This window comes from Paenibacillus sp. 37 (assembly GCF_008386395.1).
GTDB classification, from domain to species: domain Bacteria; phylum Bacillota; class Bacilli; order Paenibacillales; family Paenibacillaceae; genus Paenibacillus; species Paenibacillus amylolyticus_B.
In genome coordinates, this window is record NZ_CP043761.1 from 3662347 (window position 1) to 3681374 (window position 19028).

The following is a 19028-nucleotide window of genomic DNA, read 5'->3' on the forward strand; positions in this document are numbered from 1 at the left end:
GGAAACCGTGATAATATACAAGCAAAGGAGAGGTCAATATGCAACGTAAAAAGATTTCATTTGCTATTCTGTCGGCAATCTTAGGATTTGGAACGCTTTTGTCAGGATGTGGGGGAAATGAAGAAGTTACATCGACAACCTCGAGTAATTCGCAAGGTCAGTCTGGCCAGTTTGCAACCAAAATGAAAATCTCCATGTTTAACCAAGGTACGTTCAATGCTGCTGCTCCCGTACCTCCACGTGATGAAGATATTCAACGCCAAATGTTGGAAGAAGAGATGAACATCGACTTGGAGATGATGATTCCTCAAGCGGGTCAAGCAACAACCAAACTGAATACACTCATTGCAGGCGGGGATATTCCAGACTTGATCTTCTTGAAGAGCCGTGCTGATCTCGCGCAATATTACGACCAAGGTGTTCTTGCGGATTTGACACCGTATATGGACCAATTCCCTGAACTACAGAAACGGTTTGGCACTGACTCCTGGGAGGCGATGTCCTATCAAGGAAAAACCATTGGAGTTCCAGGCTATGATAATGTAAACGGTATCAGTCGAAGCTTCTTCATACGCAACGATTGGCTGAAAAAGTTGAATATGGAAGTGCCCACGACACCTGATGAGTTGTTCGAAGTTATGAAAGCCTTTACAGAGAAAGATCCGGACGGGAATGGTAAAAACGATACGTACGGATTCATCGGCGGTATGAATAAAGAAGGCAATCTGCAAACCTACGGCTTTGATAGCTTGATGTGGATGTTTGGCGTCAATCCTCCTTCAGCCGTTGAGATAAAAGATAATGAACCGGTATTTCTGTTTATCGATCCCAAAATGAAAGAGGCACTTGCTTACATTAATAAAATGATGGCAGCCAAAGTCGTAGACCCGGACTGGGTGACGATGAATTCACCTGATCTGTTGGACCAAAAGATGTTTAAGGGTAAAGTTGGCTTCATGATCAGAGATGCCCGCAGGCTGGAACCGGATTATCAACAGAAAATGAAAGAAATTAGTGGAGAGGTGCCGGAATGGATCGTTATTCCACCAATGAAAGGTCCTTACGGCGATCAGATTGTTGAGAGAAAATCGTTCCAAGGCAATTCATGGGCCATTTCCGCAAAAGCGGACGAGGACAAAATCATTCGGATCTTGTCCATGCTGAATTATCTCTTTACGGATGAAGAAGCCTATCCGAATTTTGCATACGGAATCAAAGGGATTCATTGGGATGTCGTAGACGGCAAAATCAAAAATAAAACCTCCGAGTTATCGAAAGAAATGAAAGAGAAGTACCTGTGGGTCGATCATTATAGAATGCCGCGGCGTGGTGATGATGCGGAGTACTTCAGCTTCCAGAATCCGAAGACGGCGGAAGCCTTCAAGAACAATCAGCAATATGTGGGGCCAACGTTGCCAGGTAATTTATTGACCCCAGACCCGAGCGACACTTTGGATGCTGACCGCCAACGTTTCATTAATGAAAGCTTGGTTAAATTTATGACGGGCAAAGAACCTCTTTCCAACTGGGACAATTTCCTCCAAACGTTGGATACCAAGTTTGACATGCAGAAATATAAGGAAACAGCAATCCAGCAATTTAAAGAAGCGGGCCTTATCAAGTAAAAATAAACAAAGAGAGAGTGGCTATTCGTAGCCCCTCTCTTTATTAGCATGTGCTATTCTTAGTTTAAAACGGAACTAAAAGGAAGATGATCGATGCGAAGAAGAATCAGCTTGCCTTTAAAATTATTTTTTATCGTGTTTGCATTTGTATTGGGCTGCATCATCTTGATAAGCCAATTATCTTATCGCTATGTCCAAAAAGAAATACGAACCAATGATATTTATTACACCAATCAAATACTAGACAAGGTAGACCAGTATTTCACCGTTAATTTTTCCTCCTTCCAGACGATTCTCTTCTCAGTTGAAACTTCGGTGAAAGCCAACATTAACAATACCGAAGTGATTAAAAAGCAATTAAGGGAGCTGTATGAACTCAACAGTATTTATGTCAGTAATATTTATTTGATCAAAAGCGATTTATCCATTCTGGGCGGAAGTACACCTACTCGAATATTCGATGAACCTTTGTCGGAAAGAGCCCCTTTATTTGATGCGGCTGACAAGAATAGAAGGACTACCTTTGTTAGTGAACCTTACAAATCGAAGTATTCCGGCTGGACTGTTACGATGGTTCGTTATCTGAACGGTGCTCCGTTTCCTATGGCCATTGCGGTTGATCTGGATCTAAATGCCATTGAAGAAACCTTGTTCAAGATTAATAAACAGGAACAAATGAATCTGGCTCTGATCACTGCGTCAGGTAAGATCATTGCCGGATTTTCTGAAAATAAAGGACCCCTTAGTATTCAAGATCATACATTTTCAATCGGAGAGACGTCAGCGGAAGAAATTTTGGATACGTCAGAAACCACCCTTCAAGTGCATACGAAGGATGGCATTCCCGTCTCCCTTTTGAAGAAACCAACGGAGAAATTCAACTGGACCATTGTCTCCGTTAATGATGAATCACGCTTGAAAGCAGCTTTGTCCAGATTGGAAACCTATTATATTGAGCTTCTGGCTGCAGGTCTTCTTTTAAGTTTGTTCATTTCTTTCATGGTTGCCAAATTTATAAGAAAACCACTCTATACGCTCAAAACAAAAATGAAGCAGGTGGAACAAGGTATCCTCACAACGACAATAACGATTAATCGAAACGATGAGTTTGGTGATCTTTCACGAGCATTCGATCGTATGTTACAGCAAATTGTTGAACTGATTCGTCGAGCCGAGCTTCATAATGAACTTGAGCGGAAGTTGGAGATCCAGGTGTTACAGTCTCAAATAAACCCACATTTTCTGTATAACACGCTTGGTTCAATCAGCAATGTTATACGTCTTGGACAAATAGAGAAAGTCGATGTGGTAATCGGATCGCTCATTTCATTATTGGAATACGGGATAGACGATGCTTCTGAGAAGGTTTCCCTACGCCAGGAATTACGCAATGTAGCGGACTATATCGAGATCCAGAACATTCGGTATAACCGAAACTTCAACTTGATTGAAGATATCGAAGCAGGGTTAATGGATTTTCCGGTTTTCCGAATGCTGCTGCAGCCCCTTGTGGAGAATAGTATCTTCCATGGTTACAACGGAGGAGGAATTGAAGGGCCAATTACGATTCATGCGTACAGGGAGGACGGCATCGTCATCATCGAAGTTGTTGATCAAGGTGAGGGAATTCCGGCCGACAAATTAAAGCATATTTTAATCTCGGAACCAAGTGAAGAGGAAGTAAAAAGAAAACGAATCGGGCTGAATAATATTCATGGTCGAATAAGACTTCACTACGGAGATCAATTCGGACTGGATATCATTAGCATACCTAAGGAAATAACCCGTATACGCGCTGTATTCCCGGCAGAATTGCCAAAAGGAGATGCATAATGGGGAGAGACTATACCTGCTTCATTGTTGACGATGAAGACCTGATCATTCAACGATTGGAATTGTTTTTTAGCGAGCTCTCTCTTAGGGATAGACGATTTGTTCTGGTGGGAAAAGCGAATAATGGGCTGAATGGGATCGAGGAGATCATCAAACTTAAGCCGGATATCGTCATATCCGATATTGTCATGCCGCGAATGGACGGAATCTCCATGATTGAGCAGTTAAAAGTGGAGCTCCCCCATACCCAATACATACTTCTGACCGCCTATTCATCCTTTGAATACGCCCAGCGAGCTATTCAAGCCAACGTATTGGAGTACATTGTAAAGGTTCCGCTAAGGGAAGCCGATCTGAATCGAGCATTGGATAAGGCAGCTGGAATTCTAAATGAGTTTGAGAAAAAAGAAGCGGAATTTCACTCGTTAAACGTATCCGTGCTTGAAAATAAATACAGAGTCCGCAAGCAATTTTTTAACGAATTGATCCGAGGTGAAATTCCTTCTCATCGGGCATCGGATTTTGCCAATCGCATGCAGTTTCATTTCTTTCAAGCCAACTATTGCTGTTTCATCGTTGAGATGAATACGTATGAAAGTTTCCGAAACGAATACGCGGCCGCAGATCAAAACATCTTGAAGTATGCGATAACAAATATCATCGAAGAAACAGTTATGAATGGTAGCAGTGGGGTAGCTGCGGATCTGTCCGATAATCGTTTTATTGGTTTTTTATCCTGGGAAAATAACCGCAGTGATATGGAAACGGAATATGCTTGCCTATCCTTGGGAGGGCAGATCATCTCTCATTTGCATCAATATTTGAATAAAAGAGTATCTGTCGCTTTTGGAAGTCCACACCGAGGCTGGGAATCGATCAAACAGGCGTATACGGAAGCTAAAAATGTGAGTGAGGATTTCTATTATCATACCGAAAAAGTCGTAAAAACACCGATGCATCGGTTCCAATACCATAATGACAAAAAAGCAGACTTTCAGCAAAAGCTTGCTGATTTTCTTATACGCCTGAAGAGGAAGATTTCCAAGGAAGAGCTGGATAATGCACTTGCCGATCTGTCGCAATTTGTTACGGACTATAAAATCCACAAGTCCATCATGGTGCCCATGATTAGAGACTTGTACAGAGACATTACCGTGAAATTTAAATCGGGAAATAAGATGGCCACGGAAGTTCCAGACTTCCCCATGGAATATATGACATTTCAAGAGCAGCTCGCCTATATTGGCGACTTCACATTCGAATACGTGCGTGCGGGCCAACTATTACATCGTGCAGAAATTATGAGTGCTATGCATTATATAGAGACAAACCTGAAACAGCGTTTAACGCTGGAGGCCATTGCGGAGGAAGTGAATTTAGCGCCATCGTATTTTAGCAGCTTATTCAAAAAAACAATGAACGAAGGTGTGATTAGCTACATCAACCGTAAAAAAATCAACCTCGCTCTCGAGTTGTTAAATGTCCGGGATTATTCTTTATTGGAATTGTGCGAGGAAGTAGGCATTGTCAATGAAGGTTACTTTTGCAAACTGTTTAAAGAATATACCGGTGATACACCTAAGCAATACCGGATCAAAATGACACGGTAGGAATTCCAATAAGGATGCAAAAAATGTATGATTTTTTCGTGAAATCCTGTAAAAAAATAGGTACCAAAACCATTACCATGATAGGAGCATCTAATCATGGAGGTTATCAAAATGGAGTCTATAAAAGCTGATGTAACCGTCGTAGGTGGAGGTATTGCAGGGATATGTGCTGCCATTGCAGCAGCACGCCAAGGGCTGCTGGTTTCACTTATTAATGATCGGCCGGTTCTAGGGGGAAATGCGAGCAGCGAGGTCAGAGTGCATATCAACGGGTCGGCTTATCTCGGAAACAGTCCATCCTACTATGCTCGAGAGGGCGGGTTGATAGAAGAACTGAAGCTGAAGATATTTCATTACAATCCGTTATACAACAAGAAGTTGATGCTTTCGCTTTCGGATACAGTCTTACTCGACATGGTTTATGATGAGCCCAACATCTCTCTATTCCTGAACACATGCGTTCATGAAACGGGTATGGAGAACGGCAGAATCCAATGGGTGGAGGGCCTTCAATTGGCTTCCGAGAGAAAATTTCGTTTTGAAAGCCCCACCTACATCGATTGCTCCGGGGATGGAATTGTTGGATACCAGGCAGGAGCTCACTTCCGATGGGGAAGAGAGGCGACGCATGAATACAAGGAGGAGCTCGCTCCAGAAGTGGCGGATCATTACACGATGGGCGATACGATTCTGTTTCAAGCCCGTGACGTAGACTATCCCGTTCCTTACACAAAGCCAGGCTTTGCGTATGATATTACGAAGCTGGAGTTTTTTGATAGTATCCGAAAAGGATTAAACCATCGGTCTTTTCCAAGAAAAATCAACGGGCTTGGCGGATTGTGGTGGCTGGAATACGGCGGACATATGGATATTATCAAGAATAATGAAGACATCGCATTAGAATTGCGAAAATTGGTGTACGGAATCTGGGATTATATCAAAAATAGCGGTGAATTTGATGATGTAGACAATCTTATCCTGGATTATGTATGCCCGATTCCGGGAAAGCGAGAGTCGAGACGATTTATAGGTGAACACATGTTGTCTCAGAACGATCTTACAGCAAAACCTCATTTCGAGGATGCGGTATCCATCGGAGGGTGGTATATGGATCTGCATGCAAATAAAGGCATCTACGATGAGGGGCCGGCTACCGCGTGGAATTTTGTGCCTGGATTGTATAATATCCCGTTTCGCAGCTTATTTTCACGCAATATCCCTAATCTCATGTTCGCTGGCCGCAATATAAGCGCTACCCACGTGGCTTTTGGATCTACAAGAGTGATGGCAACCTGTGGTTGTATGGGGCAGGCGGTAGGAACGGCTGCTGCGTTATGCGTAAAATATGATACAGACCCCGCGGCCATCGTCAAAGCCCATATGGGTGAGCTTCAGGCGCAGCTGCTTCGAGACGGGCAAACGATTGTAGGGCTTCAAGAGCCGTTGGATCCTTATTTCGCAGATGGATTAACGATTCGTGCCTCTTCTCAGCGAAGCTATGAACAGCTTCATCCAACCGAAGAGATCTCCTTGGAAAGAGCGTTATGTTTGGTCTTGCCGATTCAGACATCCGTGGCTGAAAGTGTGCAGATCAAAATTAAAAATAGATCCGAGCAATCGGAAACGTTGCAAGTGAAGCTGTACGGCGGGGAGCGGAAGGAAAACTATATTCCCACCAGCGAGCTGAAAGACTATCACTTGCTTATTTCAGCGGGTTACGATGACTGGATTACACTGGACCTCAGTTGCAAGAAGCCAGAAGACGACAAAATCTACATTGTATTGGAAGGTACGGCGGGCCTTACTGTACACAGCAATGAAGAGAAAATGACTGGAGCGGTTAGCTTCCTTTATAGACCGGAAGAGCCATCCAGGCTGAAGAAACTTAATAAGAGCATTTGCTTCAAAGACCTGATACCATCTCAAAATATGTATAATCCCACGAATGTTGTAAACGGTTTCTCCAGACCTTATGGTCTGCCTAACGGCTGGATATCGGAACGTACGGAAGGACAGGAATGGTTGGAATTTGGTTTTGCATGCCCCAAGAATCTGGATGAAATCCATCTTATTTTCAATTCAGAACTGAATTTGGAGCATTTCGACGATCCGATCGAACCACTGATCCAGGATTATGATGTGACTTTAACTTTAGAAGATGGAACCAAGAGTGAAATTAATATCCGCGGGAATTACCTTTCGTTGAATAAACATCAGGTGCATGCACAAGGTGTAACCCAAATCCGGTTTGATTTCTGTGCAACGTATGGCTCACCTTATTATGAAGTGTTTGCAGTGAAATTTTTTGCTCCTAAAAATGCGAAGTGAGGTAGGGTGAAGTTGCGATGAAAGAATTTTTTCCTCGGAGAGGGCTGCCTAATGTCATTCAGAAGTTGGAAAATGGGGAACCTGTGACCATCGTTTATTTTGGCGGCAGTAATACGCGTTCTGAAGGATACAGAGTCATGACCGCGGATTGGCTGCGAGGGCAATATCCCCATGCCGATATACGCGCTGTGAACGCAGGCATTGATGGGACAGGATCGGACCTCGGCTGCGCCCGTATGGAGACCGATGTACTGCGTCATCAGCCTGATCTCGTGTTTGTTGAATTTGTCGGAAATGATGGGGGAGTCCCCGAATCCAAGGCGCGAATCGAAGGTATTGTCCGACAGATCCGCAAGCACAGCCCGTTTACCGATATCCTGTTCGTATATACGATTAAGGAGCGGGATTTGAACTTATTTCAATCCGGCGAGTACCAGAAGGGTGCTCTTATGCAAGAGGAAGTTGCCGACTATTACGGCATTCCTTCGATTCATCTGGGCGTGGCGGTCAGTCAATTGGTTTCAGGTGGAAAGCTCATTTTCACTTCAAGTGCAGATGTATCCATTCCCGGTGCCGTTATTTTTACGCATGATTCGATCCATCCAACGATTCCCGTAGGACATCAGATATACACGGACACCATCACCCGGTCATTTGAGAAAATGAGCGAACTTCGAGATCACGTGGGAAAAGTGGAACATCATTTGCCGCAAGATACTCTGGTCCCGGCCAATCCTTGGGAGTATGCAACCATGCTGCCACTGGATCAACTCACTCATTTTTCCGCAGGATGGTCTTACATGACTCCCGATGATTTTGCCTTAGTGCGCGAGTATGATTGGTTGTTCCCCGGTCTATGGCGAGCAGTTGATCCCGGAGAGGCGATCACAGTGGAGTTTGTGGGAACCCACATCGGCTTATTTGATATCGGAGGGCCAGATTCTGGCCGATTGAAGGTTTCGGTGGATGGAGGGGAACCATTCCTTATTGATCGATTCACACTCTATAACGATCATAATCGAAATCAATATGTTTTCTTGCCGGAGCTACCAAATGGAAAACATACCGTTCGCTTCGAGATCGATCACGAGAAAACTGACAAATCGGCCGTGTTTGAGGCAAGTGGCAATGAAAGAAGTATGGCACATGTTCAACAGCATCCGGATTGGTATGATCAAACGGTCATTCAGCTTGGAAAGTTGTTATTGGTGCAGCCGCCATTATAATGGATGGGTTCACTTGGAACACTTGGAAGACCTATATTCTATCTGACTGCTACTGAGCAATCAATTAGGATGTAGGTTTCTTTTTTTACTTAAAATCGTATAAAAAATTCTTAAAATGAAAGAAATTTCACCGTAATTTAACATGCTAAGATAAAAACGACAGAGCGGGATTAGGCAGAAGGCGAAGGTTAATTGTTTTTTTACAATCATTTGAGCAAAAGGTAATCTATTTTTGAAAGCGTTACCATTATTGAGGAGAGGCTGTGAATTGTATGGTCATAAGGAAGCTGTTTTTCTTCATCGTTTTCATGTTGACGATCGTAGTTCCTTTCAGCCTGATTGGAATAAGGGCCGCTTATGCGGAGACCTTACCTTATCAGACGATTATCATCGATGACGGGAGTATCAAGATCAATGATGTTGTGACACCTGATGCGGGTAACGAGAACAATGGATATGCGGCTCCAAATTGGACTACAAGCACAGGGGTAAAGGGGTATGATCTTTCCAGCACCAATTATACGAGTACAGCAGGCAGAACAATCACATGGAATCCACGCTTGGAAGCAGGAACAGCGAAAATTTCGTTCTATAAGCTGGATTGGGCAGATAAAGCAGATAGCAATGTGAAAATTGAGATTGTTCATAATGGGACAACAGATGTAGTCTTTATGGATCTAAGACCCTCATCTGGCGAGCCAGCGGGTTGGGTTGATTTGGGAGAGTATTATTTTTCCGGGGTTGGTGAAGAGTTTGTTCAATTGACCCGGTCTACCGGCACCACGAACACAATCCTTACACGTGCGGATGCGGTCAAGTTCGAAGGGAACATTGAGCAAAAGGAGCCACATAAGACGATCATCATTGATGATGGAAGCCTCACAATTGATCATGTCGTCACTGTTGATACAGGCAATACCAATAACGGATTCTCCGCTCCGTATTGGACCACAAGCGCGGGAGTGAAAGGATACAATAATTCCAGTTCCAAATATACGGATGCTGTAGGCAGAACGATAACATGGAATCCGCGCTTGGAAGCGGGGACGGCGAGAATATCGTTCTATAAGCTGGATTGGGCGGACAAAGCAGATAGTAATGTGAAAATTGAGATTGTTCATAACGGGATTACGGATGTGAAGTTTCTGGATCTAAGACCCTCGTCAGGTCCATCAACCGGGTGGGTTGATTTGGGGGAATATGAGTTTAGTGGTGATGATAGCGAATTTGTCAGGCTGACTCGAACGCAGCCTTCTACGGGTACCATTATTACGCGGGCCGATGCAGTCAAGTTCGAGGGGAATATCCGTCAACAAGCACCGCCGCTCCCCCCGCTAAGAAGCCGTACCTTAGCGAATCTCAGTTACACGGAAAAAGGGAGCATTGAAAATGATAACTATAAAGCAACTTTCTATGAAGCAGCATGGGATGGGGGCAGTTCCATCGTTCGTGATATGTTCTACAAGAACACAGACACGGGAAACTGGATGCCGATCAATTCTGGGGCGGAAAGATTGGAGGAACAATGGGTTTTATTAGATGGGAATGCGGGCAGCCGAACCAATTACTACGATACGATGAATAAACACTGGATTACATTTGACGGGATCACTTTTCCAGACAGCCAAACGGCGGTATTAACCGATTCCTCACACGGCAGTGATTACGATTTTGAAGTGAATTGGTCCATGGCAGGAGATAAACCCGATGTTTCCTTTGCCTTTACACCTCGCCGTGACGGCAATTATGTGATTGGATATCAATCTTTCACAACAGAGACAGTCTCCGGCATCAACGAAGTGTTAAATGGATTCCGGTCACATGCCAAAATGGTAGGTACGGTGGAATCAACAAGTTTAAGAGAGCTGAGCGCTCCGATGAGCCTGGTTGAGAAAAATGATGGTGCGGGAAATCCATTGACGTATGGCGTATTTGTACCTTCGGCAGAGCTTCCGGTTGAATTTGAACCGACGGGAGGCGTTACGAAACAACGGCTTGGCATGAGCCTGGTCAACAACGAAGGCAGCGTGCAGCCAATCCTGTATGCGCCTCAATTAGGGACTTATTCCCAAATGACCGCAGAAAGCACGTATCAATTTCATATTGGGCTAATCGCTGAAAAAAGCAAACTGTATGAGTCCTACGCGGATATTCTTCACAATGATTATGGTTATTCAGCTTATCGGGAAAATGTGTCAGATCAGTCGCTTACTGATGCGATGTTTAATATGATCGATTTGCTTAAGGTTGAGCCGCAAGGGGACGACTCTGTTAACTATGTCCCTTCACCCAGCGGGTGGTGGAGCCGTGCCAAAGGTTTTATCGATATTGAAAACGAGGATAGCGTCCGAACAAGCTCAAATGCGGTTCTTTTGGGAGCTTACTATTTGACTGGGGATGACCAGCTATACGATACGAGAGCACTGCCGTCCGTCCAGTATGGCGTATCGCGAAATGGTATTGGTTGGTCGCCAACTCAGAAGAAAGTATACGGTGTGCCTTCGTTATGGAAAATGGCTACTCTGCCGTTTGATGTTTCAAGTGTAGCCGCTGTCAATCAGATGATGGGCACTTCGGCAGGGATTGGGGCACTGGCACAGGAAGAGTACCTTGTGCGTGACCCGGATCAGAAAGACAGGGGTCCTGTCATTCAGCCCCTGATGATGTATCGGATGACGGGAGATGCGCAGTATTTGCAAGCTGCAAAGGATGCAGCTGACAGTTATATCACGCAACATATCGATACGCCTGCATCTGTCGATGTGAGTAAAAATGAGTTCATTTATTATTATAGCAAGCTGTGGATGGAGATTTTGGAGCTATATGAGGAGACTCAGGATACCAAATACTTGGATGCCGCTTATAAGGAAGCCAAACGGTATGCAACCATGTTTGTTGCTCGTCCAGTTCCTGAAGGGAACGTTACGATTCCTCAGCCGGAAACATATAATTACGCGGAGTCGTTCCATTGGCCGGAGGGTGGTAAATTTCAATATCCTCGGCTCAAGCTTCCCGAAGATATTGCCGGAGGCGTTCAAGCGGAGCGTTGGCTTGTTTCACCAAGCGGATTGACGTTTGAAGCAGGAAGTACAACCGGCTATTATCGGATGAATGCTCAGGAAGCTCCATTCATGCTAAGATTGTCGCTCTATACAGGGGATAAACTGCTGCAGGATATTGCTCATAATGCGGTTATTGGTCGGTATTCCAGTTATCCAGGTTATTACTATAAGGGCTTCGCCGTTAGCCAGCTTGAACCCGATTTTCCACTGGAAGGCCCAAGCGGAGCTACATCCATCTATTATCACCACATACCCGGGCAGCTCGGGCAAACGATGGATTATTTGATCAGTGAACAATCCTTGAAATCGAACGGGAGCATTACATTCCCTTCCGTATTTGAAACGAATTTTTTATGGTTCAAATATCACCTCTATGGGAATAAACCAGGTCAATTTTATGGCAATTCCGACGTTTGGCTATGGATGCCGAAGGGGATCATTAAGACCAATCATCCTCAATTGAACTGGATCACAGGTGAGAGTGGAGATAAATTCTACATTGGGCTAAGCAACGCATCGTCAGAAGAAATTCAGACTCCGATCGAATTGAATGAACAGATCATTGGGTTCAACCCGGCACAAGACTATACTGTAACGATCATCCGCGACAATGGTACACCAGAACAAACGGTTATGAGTGGTGGAATCATTCAAGCCACGGTTTCAGGCAAGGGCATCACCGCGATCATTGTAGAGGGACTCGATATTGATGTACCGCTGCATCAGGTCAGAACGGCAGATACATCGGATGCAAGTTATTTCTTTGATACCCACAGTCCAATTGACGCGGTTAAAGGCATGCTGATCGTTAAGCCTGACGAAACGGTTTATGATGCTTATGTGCAGGCCAAAACAACGAAACCAGCGACAATCCATTATTCCCTGGATGGCGGGGCCACGTACACAACCGTGCCAGATACGATATACCCAATGGAATGGTCGATACGGGTGAATGATTTATCCCAGACCTTCACTTATTATGTGGAATCGGAGGGGAAGGAGACCCGCAAGCGGACACTCTATCTGCCTAATCAGGTAACGGAAACGCCAGTCCAGCCCGATGATGGGCAGGATCATTCATCTATCATTGTGGATAATACGGAGGCGGAGACAGAAGGCGTCTGGATAAGGGATACGACGGCTAACGATTATTACTATGATAACTATGTGTATGCCAAATCTACGACCAGCACAGCAACAAGCAAAATGAGATGGCGGCCTGAGCTGCCGGAAAGTGTCACTTATAGTGTGTATTACAAGATTCCGCAAAACACTGCAACGAGTGAGAATTGGGCAACAAATGCCTCGTTTACCGTTTATCATAGCGGCGGCTCCGATACGGTTACTGTTGATGAGACAATGACGAACGGTACTTGGGTGCACCTGGGGGATTATCCTTTTGCTGCAGGTGATAGCGGGTACGTGGAACTAACGAACAAGGCCAACAAATCCAGAGTTGTAGCCGATGCAATCATGTGGGTGGACCCGAACAGGATACCGCAATTGGAGTCTGCCGTAGTTCAGTCCGATCGGAACGAGCTGCAGATGACTCAAACCGCACAACTAAGCGTAACCGGCTATTTGGATAACGGTTTGATCGGTGATCTTACACAGGCCGATGTGCAGTATTTCGTTGATCGTACGGATCTGGCTGAAGTGAATAGCAGTGGGTTGTTGACTCTTCTTAATCTCGATGGGAACACGGATCACCTTGAGGTATGGGCTACTGTCACGATTGACGGAGTGACCTTAACCACACCGCCTTTGAACATCACGATCAGGGACCTAACGGTTATCGTCGACAGTACAGATACAACAGGGTTATACACAACAGAAGGGTCTTGGAGCCAAAGTAATTTAGCCGGATACAAAATTGGAGTTAAATCCCGCTACTCAACCGTTCAAGGATCATCCGCAACGTGGAAAGGCCAGTTTCCAGAAGGGAAATATACCGTTTCCATCTACAAGCTCGTCCATACAACGGCAAACGATAACCATGTCAAAGTGGAAGTGAAGCATAAGACGGGTACCGAGGTCACCTATATCGATGCAACGGTCGGCTCATCGGGTTGGGTTAATCTGGGCACGTTCGACTTCACGGGAGACGGCAGCGAGTATGTTCGTTTAACCAGGGTTACTCCTACAACGGTAGACCCGCCAACGCTTCCTGCGGATATGATCTATACGAGGGTTGACGCAGTTATGTTCGAACGGCATTCCGATGATTCAGAATTGCTTGCAAATGAGGCGTCAGATGAACCGACAGTTTCTGAAGAATGACCCTGAATCATGAATGGAAGTGAAACAACAGTAAGTGATGTTATACAAATTAGTGTAAAATAACGCTAAGAGCCGAGTGGATGAGAGCAATCCATTTGGCTCTTTTTGTCTAGGTGCAAGAAAGTGTGGTAAGAGGAAGGAAGGCAATCGGAAATCTTCCTCTTATCACCCATTAAACAGTTAAGTTTTCCAAATCCAACTTTTTTGGATTCTCTTAAAAAAATTGCCGCTTTCAGATTATGTTTCGTCACACTCAAAACGTTTCTCTAGACCCACACAAATCTTCAATGATACCATCATACACGTGCTAGAAATGAAGATTGCAGGAGGATATCATTTTGGATCAACTAAAATACGATAATCTAAAGCTGGGGGAGCGCGGAGCGATCATCAGCATTATCGCCTACATATGTTTGACCTTATTAAAACTGATCGTTGGCAATATGGCCGGATCAGAAGCGCTCAAGGCGGATGGATTAAACAATGCCACCGATATTGTGGCCTCCATAGCTGTACTGATCGGTTTGAAACTTGCCCAACGCCCAGCCGACAAAGACCATACATATGGCCACTGGAGAGCAGAGACCGTTGCGTCACTAGTTGCTTCTTTCATTATGATGGCAGTAGGTTTACAAGTACTGTTTGAAGCCATCGGTTCTGTGTTCCAGGGTACACAAGAATCTCCGGATATCATCGCCGCGTACACAGGTATTTTCTGCGCGGTTATCATGTATCTGGTCTATCGCTATAACAAGAGACTTGCTACACGTATTAAAAGTCAGGCGGTCATGGCTGCAGCTCGAGATAATATCTCCGATGCCTGGGTGAGCACCGGTGCGGTCATTGGAATCGTGGGTTCCCAGTTCGGCCTCCCATGGCTGGACCCGGTAACAGCTGTCATCGTAGGTTTCCTGATCTGCAAGACCGCTTGGGACATTTTCAAGGAAGCCACACATCATCTGACCGATGGTTTTGATGTTGAACTGATTCAGGAGTACAAAAAGACGATTGCCGGAATAGACGGTGTAGAGAAGGTCAAAGACGTAAGAGCCCGCAATTATGGCAATAATGCTGTCGTGGATGTTGTCATCACCGTACATGCTGAGCTGGATCTTCAACAAGCACATGATATCTGTACAGACGTGGAGAACGAGTTAATGGAGGAGCATGACGTATACACCGTTCACGTTCATGTGGAACCTGATATGTTGAAAGAATGCATATGAGATTTAGATTTTAAAAGAGTGACCCGGCAAAGCAAAACCAGTGAATATAACTCATTCACTGGTTTTTTGCTGATTCCAATTGTTATTTTTGAACGAATACACGCGTTATTTATCCCCTACATCACTATCTCGGCAAATTGTAGGTAATCAGATTGTTATATTTATCCGCATGTTTCTGTTCATCCAGAATGATCCCCCACACCGTGTCTTTATATATGCCATAAGGGAGACCAAACCATATTTTTCTATACTTTTCCACGGCCGCCAATTCACCTTGAAACGCCTGTTGCAGCCCAGCAAGATAAGAGGTGACCGTCTCAACCGGCTCACTACTTACGCCGGAAATCTCCTGACCCGTTAGATCTTTGTACATTTGCCGAAACATTTGATTATGTCCACGTTCATCATTACGGATGCTCGTGATGATGGCAGCCTGATTGGCATCAGGTGACAACTGAATCAGTGAATCATAGAAAATCTCGTCGTTTCGTTCTCCCTGCACAGCGGATTTGATTAATTCAAGTGCTTCGGCTGATGATGTTGCCCATACCGGAGTAAAAGTGTACCTGTAACCATACGGATATGTCACATACATTAACGAATCCCTCCAAGACCAATATGAGTTAGGGTATGCACGTAAGCCTATCAGCGTTAACCCATATCAATCTGTCCCGGCTTATTATTCGAAAGCTTCAGTGAAAATTCACTTGGTATACGTCAATATTTTACTGTAACCATAAGCAATAACAAATGGCAGGAGGTATGACAAAAAGGTCCAAAAAATGTTCCATCCATTAAAATAAATGACATGTCCCATCATTTTCGCAACCCACTCAATTAAGGTCAGCGACAATGATGCAACAAGGATCGCTAACCATGGATTGGCCCCTTTCACTAAAATCGCATACATCATCAGGCAACCGGCAATCGGATAGATTCCAAGATCCATTGGTAGAGCAGCATAGGATTGGTTACGTGTATTCGGGAGAATGTTCCAGAAATAATTGAATCCTACATTGTTAATGCAGGACGATATAGCCACGCCGAGTGGATAATATTGAATAAGGATTGTAAAGTTCCGATGCAGAATCCATACGCCCATTATAATGGGAATGACCATACCCAACAGAATGTTTCCTATCATGCATTTTTCCTCCAAAACTTGTTGCTTCTATAGTTCAAAATAAGCTGCATCACTCCGTTGTTTTCTCTTCAAGAAGACGATCCACCTTATCTGTAAGTGCATCCAGTTTTTTGTCATAATGCTTGTACGTGTAGAATCCAATGACTGCTTTGACAGCAAAAAAGAGCACCGCAGCAATGACAATGAGTAGATAATTGTGGGCGACCTGCCTTAACCAATCGTTAACTGCATTTATCGGATTTCTCTCCCTTCAAAGCAAGTGGTGTTGTATATGGTAACCAACTCCATGGGATATAATGCATACTGGCAAATTCGGAAAAGGCATGTGTGACTTGTAATTAATATCCTGAAGCTTCTAAAGAATTCTGACCTGGTCATCCTCAGCAGCGCGGAGAACCAGCCCGGCCGAATCGAAGTATTAACTTTGGCAGGGGATCAGGTAGCCTGCTTTCCGTTTATAGCATTAAATAAGGCGACATATTTAAGAATAATTCTGTGAATACTCAAAAGAGTTCCATAATTATCTAACGAGTGAAAGGGTGCTTGTATTGTACGAACATGTTATCATCTTCACCCGAAGTATCTTTGCCTTTTTGCTTTTATTGGGTATTGCTCGTATATTGGGAAAACAAACGTTGTCTGATATGAACTTCCATGAATTTGTCACCGCAGTCATTATGGGAGCCATAGCTGCCAATCTAGCTTTTAACGAGAAAATAGAAGTCACACATCTGATTATTTCTTTAATTGTTTTTACCGGAACCTCTTATCTGTTATCGAAATTAAATCTGAAAAGCAGAAAAATCCGCCTACTGGCAGAAGGTTCACCTACCGTATTAATTGAAGGCGGCAAAATTCTTGAAAATAACCTCGCCAAGAATAAACTGACATTGGATTCCTTAAACCAAGTGCTAAGACAGAAAGATATTTTCAACATAGAAGAAGTGGAGTATGCTTTGCTCGAAGTGAATGGACAAGTCTCAGTCATGAAAAAAGCCAACTATAGAACAGCTACGCTTGCGGATATTCATAAGAAGGTAGAATCCAATCCAGAACGCATGCCTGTGGAGTTAATTATGGACGGGGAGATGTTAAGTAAGAATCTTGAACTGAATGGCATATCTGATAAGGAATTAATGCAACAGCTTGAATCGAAAAGCAAGAACATAAACGATGTATTCTATGCTGTAAAAGGAAGTGATGGCAGGATCTATATTGATTATTATGAGGATCAAATCAAGCATCCCATTGATGTCGAGTGACACCATGAGAAATGAAAAAAATTCCCTTCTCTTCAGATGAAAGAAGAGAAGGGATGATCGTAAACTACCGAATTATGGTGAAATTATTGGTGCTTGCTGAGGATATCAAATATGATCTTGGCATTATCTGTGTTGTCGATCAAACCGGCGAAGCGATGACTTGCCGGGCCGTAGGCATAGACAGGAACATCTTCACCTGTATGTCCACCTGTGGTCCAACCCGTAAACGAACGACTATTAATAATTGCTTCAATGGCATTATCAATCTTCGTTACATCTGCACTTTTGGCTGCTTCTTTCACCGATTCAATCTCTTCCGCCTTCAACTCGAGTTTCAGATAACTTTTCAGTGTTTCTTCAACCGAAGCACCCTTCGCAATTTGTGCGGCCATGAAGTCTGGTGTCCGCAGTGCAGCTTTAATCGGGTCTACGAAGAAGTTGTATTCGCCGTCTTTTCCAAGCGTAAGTCCGCCCGTGGAGTGGTCGGCAGTAGCTACGACAAGTGTTTCACCATCTTTTTTGGCAAAATCAATAGCTGCCTGAAATGCTGCCGCGAAATCTTCCATTTCACTCATTGCGCCAACGATATCATTATCATGTCCTGCCCAGTCAATTTGGCTTCCTTCGACCATTAGAAAGAACCCTTTGTCGTTCGAACTGAGGCGATCAATCGCTGTATTGGTCATCTCAGCCAATGATGGCGTTGTAGCAGTACGATCGATCATCTTGTCCAATCCTCCATCGGCAAACAGTCCAAGCACTTGTTGATTCTTATCAGCAAGGAGAGCGGAACGATCCGTCACATAGCTGAATCCGGCCTTTTGGAACTCCTTCGTCAGGTCACGACCCTCGCGCACAAAATTGGATTTCCCTCCACCCAGTAGGACATCAACCTTATGCTTGCCATTAATCAATTCATCATAATAATCGTCCGCAATGGCATCCATGTTTTTTCGACTGATATCATGGGCACCGAATGCAGCCGGTGTGGCATGAGTGATCTCCGATGTAGCCACGAGCCCGGTGGCTTTCCCGTTTTCTTTGGCCTGCTCCAGTACGGTTTTGACTTCCTTCTGTGCGGGGTCGACCGCAATAGCAGCATTGTAGGTTTTAACGCCTGCGGACATGGCTGTTGCTGCGGAAGCGGAATCCGTCACATTTTGTTTATCATCATCTGGATAAGTCATCTGTGCCCCGACAAGATAAGGGTCAAATACGGTTCTGTCCATGCCCTTCGTTGAAGGATCATCCTTCATATAACGGTAGGCAGAAGTATAAGAGGTCCCCATACCATCCCCAATGAGGAAGATGATGTTCTTGATTTGTTTTTTCTCTACACTTACAGCTTGAACGGCACTTGCTTGTCCGGCAGACAAGAGACTAGAAGCCGATACAGCCAGAGTCAGCGCTACCGCTGGTAATACTCTTTTGG

11 protein-coding genes are annotated in these 19028 nt (G+C 44.4%); 8 read left to right on the top strand and 3 right to left on the bottom strand.

The window, feature by feature from the left end; translation table 11 throughout:
• Positions 1-38: 38 nt before the first annotated feature.
• The 7 genes from F0220_RS15735 (at position 39) to F0220_RS15765 (ending at position 15190) form a co-directional block, all read left to right on the top strand.
• Positions 39-1625, top strand: a complete 1587-nt coding sequence (locus tag F0220_RS15735; protein WP_105598826.1) for an extracellular solute-binding protein — start codon at positions 39-41, stop codon at positions 1623-1625.
• 93 nt (positions 1626-1718) lie between these two features.
• Positions 1719-3458, top strand: coding sequence for a sensor histidine kinase (locus F0220_RS15740; protein WP_105598827.1), 1740 nt, complete (start codon positions 1719-1721; stop codon positions 3456-3458).
• Positions 3458-5068, top strand: coding sequence for a response regulator (locus tag F0220_RS15745; protein WP_105598828.1), 1611 nt, complete (start codon positions 3458-3460; stop codon positions 5066-5068). Before F0220_RS15740 ends, F0220_RS15745 begins: the two co-directional genes overlap by 1 nt.
• Before the next feature lie 96 nt (positions 5069-5164).
• Positions 5165-7396 (top strand): FAD-dependent oxidoreductase, encoded by a 2232-nt coding sequence (locus F0220_RS15750; protein ID WP_105598829.1) that lies wholly within the window; start codon positions 5165-5167, stop codon positions 7394-7396.
• A gap of 17 nt (positions 7397-7413) precedes the next feature.
• Positions 7414-8622, top strand: a complete 1209-nt coding sequence (locus F0220_RS15755; protein ID WP_105598830.1) for an SGNH/GDSL hydrolase family protein — start codon at positions 7414-7416, stop codon at positions 8620-8622.
• A 308-nt stretch (positions 8623-8930) separates the two neighbouring features.
• Complete coding sequence (locus F0220_RS15760; protein ID WP_149846682.1) at positions 8931-13964, top strand: golvesin C-terminal-like domain-containing protein; 5034 nt, start codon at positions 8931-8933, stop codon at positions 13962-13964.
• 338 nt (positions 13965-14302) lie between these two features.
• Complete coding sequence (locus F0220_RS15765) at positions 14303-15190, top strand: cation diffusion facilitator family transporter (protein WP_149846683.1); 888 nt, start codon at positions 14303-14305, stop codon at positions 15188-15190.
• Between the two features lie 124 nt (positions 15191-15314).
• Here F0220_RS15765 and F0220_RS15770 read toward each other — a convergent pair whose 3' ends face one another.
• On the bottom strand, positions 15315-15785 hold the full coding sequence (locus F0220_RS15770) for a ferritin family protein (protein ID WP_091018869.1): 471 nt from the start codon (positions 15783-15785) through the stop codon (positions 15315-15317).
• A 108-nt stretch (positions 15786-15893) separates the two neighbouring features.
• Positions 15894-16334, bottom strand: a complete 441-nt coding sequence (locus F0220_RS15775; RefSeq protein WP_149846684.1) for a hypothetical protein — start codon at positions 16332-16334, stop codon at positions 15894-15896.
• A 539-nt stretch (positions 16335-16873) separates the two neighbouring features.
• On the opposite strand from F0220_RS15775, the gene F0220_RS15785 reads away from it, so the two are divergent.
• Positions 16874-17596 (top strand): DUF421 domain-containing protein, encoded by a 723-nt coding sequence (locus F0220_RS15785; protein ID WP_306299287.1) that lies wholly within the window; start codon positions 16874-16876, stop codon positions 17594-17596.
• An 83-nt stretch (positions 17597-17679) separates the two neighbouring features.
• Here F0220_RS15785 and F0220_RS15790 read toward each other — a convergent pair whose 3' ends face one another.
• Positions 17680-18972, bottom strand: a complete 1293-nt coding sequence (locus tag F0220_RS15790; RefSeq protein WP_374954403.1) for an alkaline phosphatase — start codon at positions 18970-18972, stop codon at positions 17680-17682.
• Positions 18973-19028 lie beyond the last annotated feature (56 nt).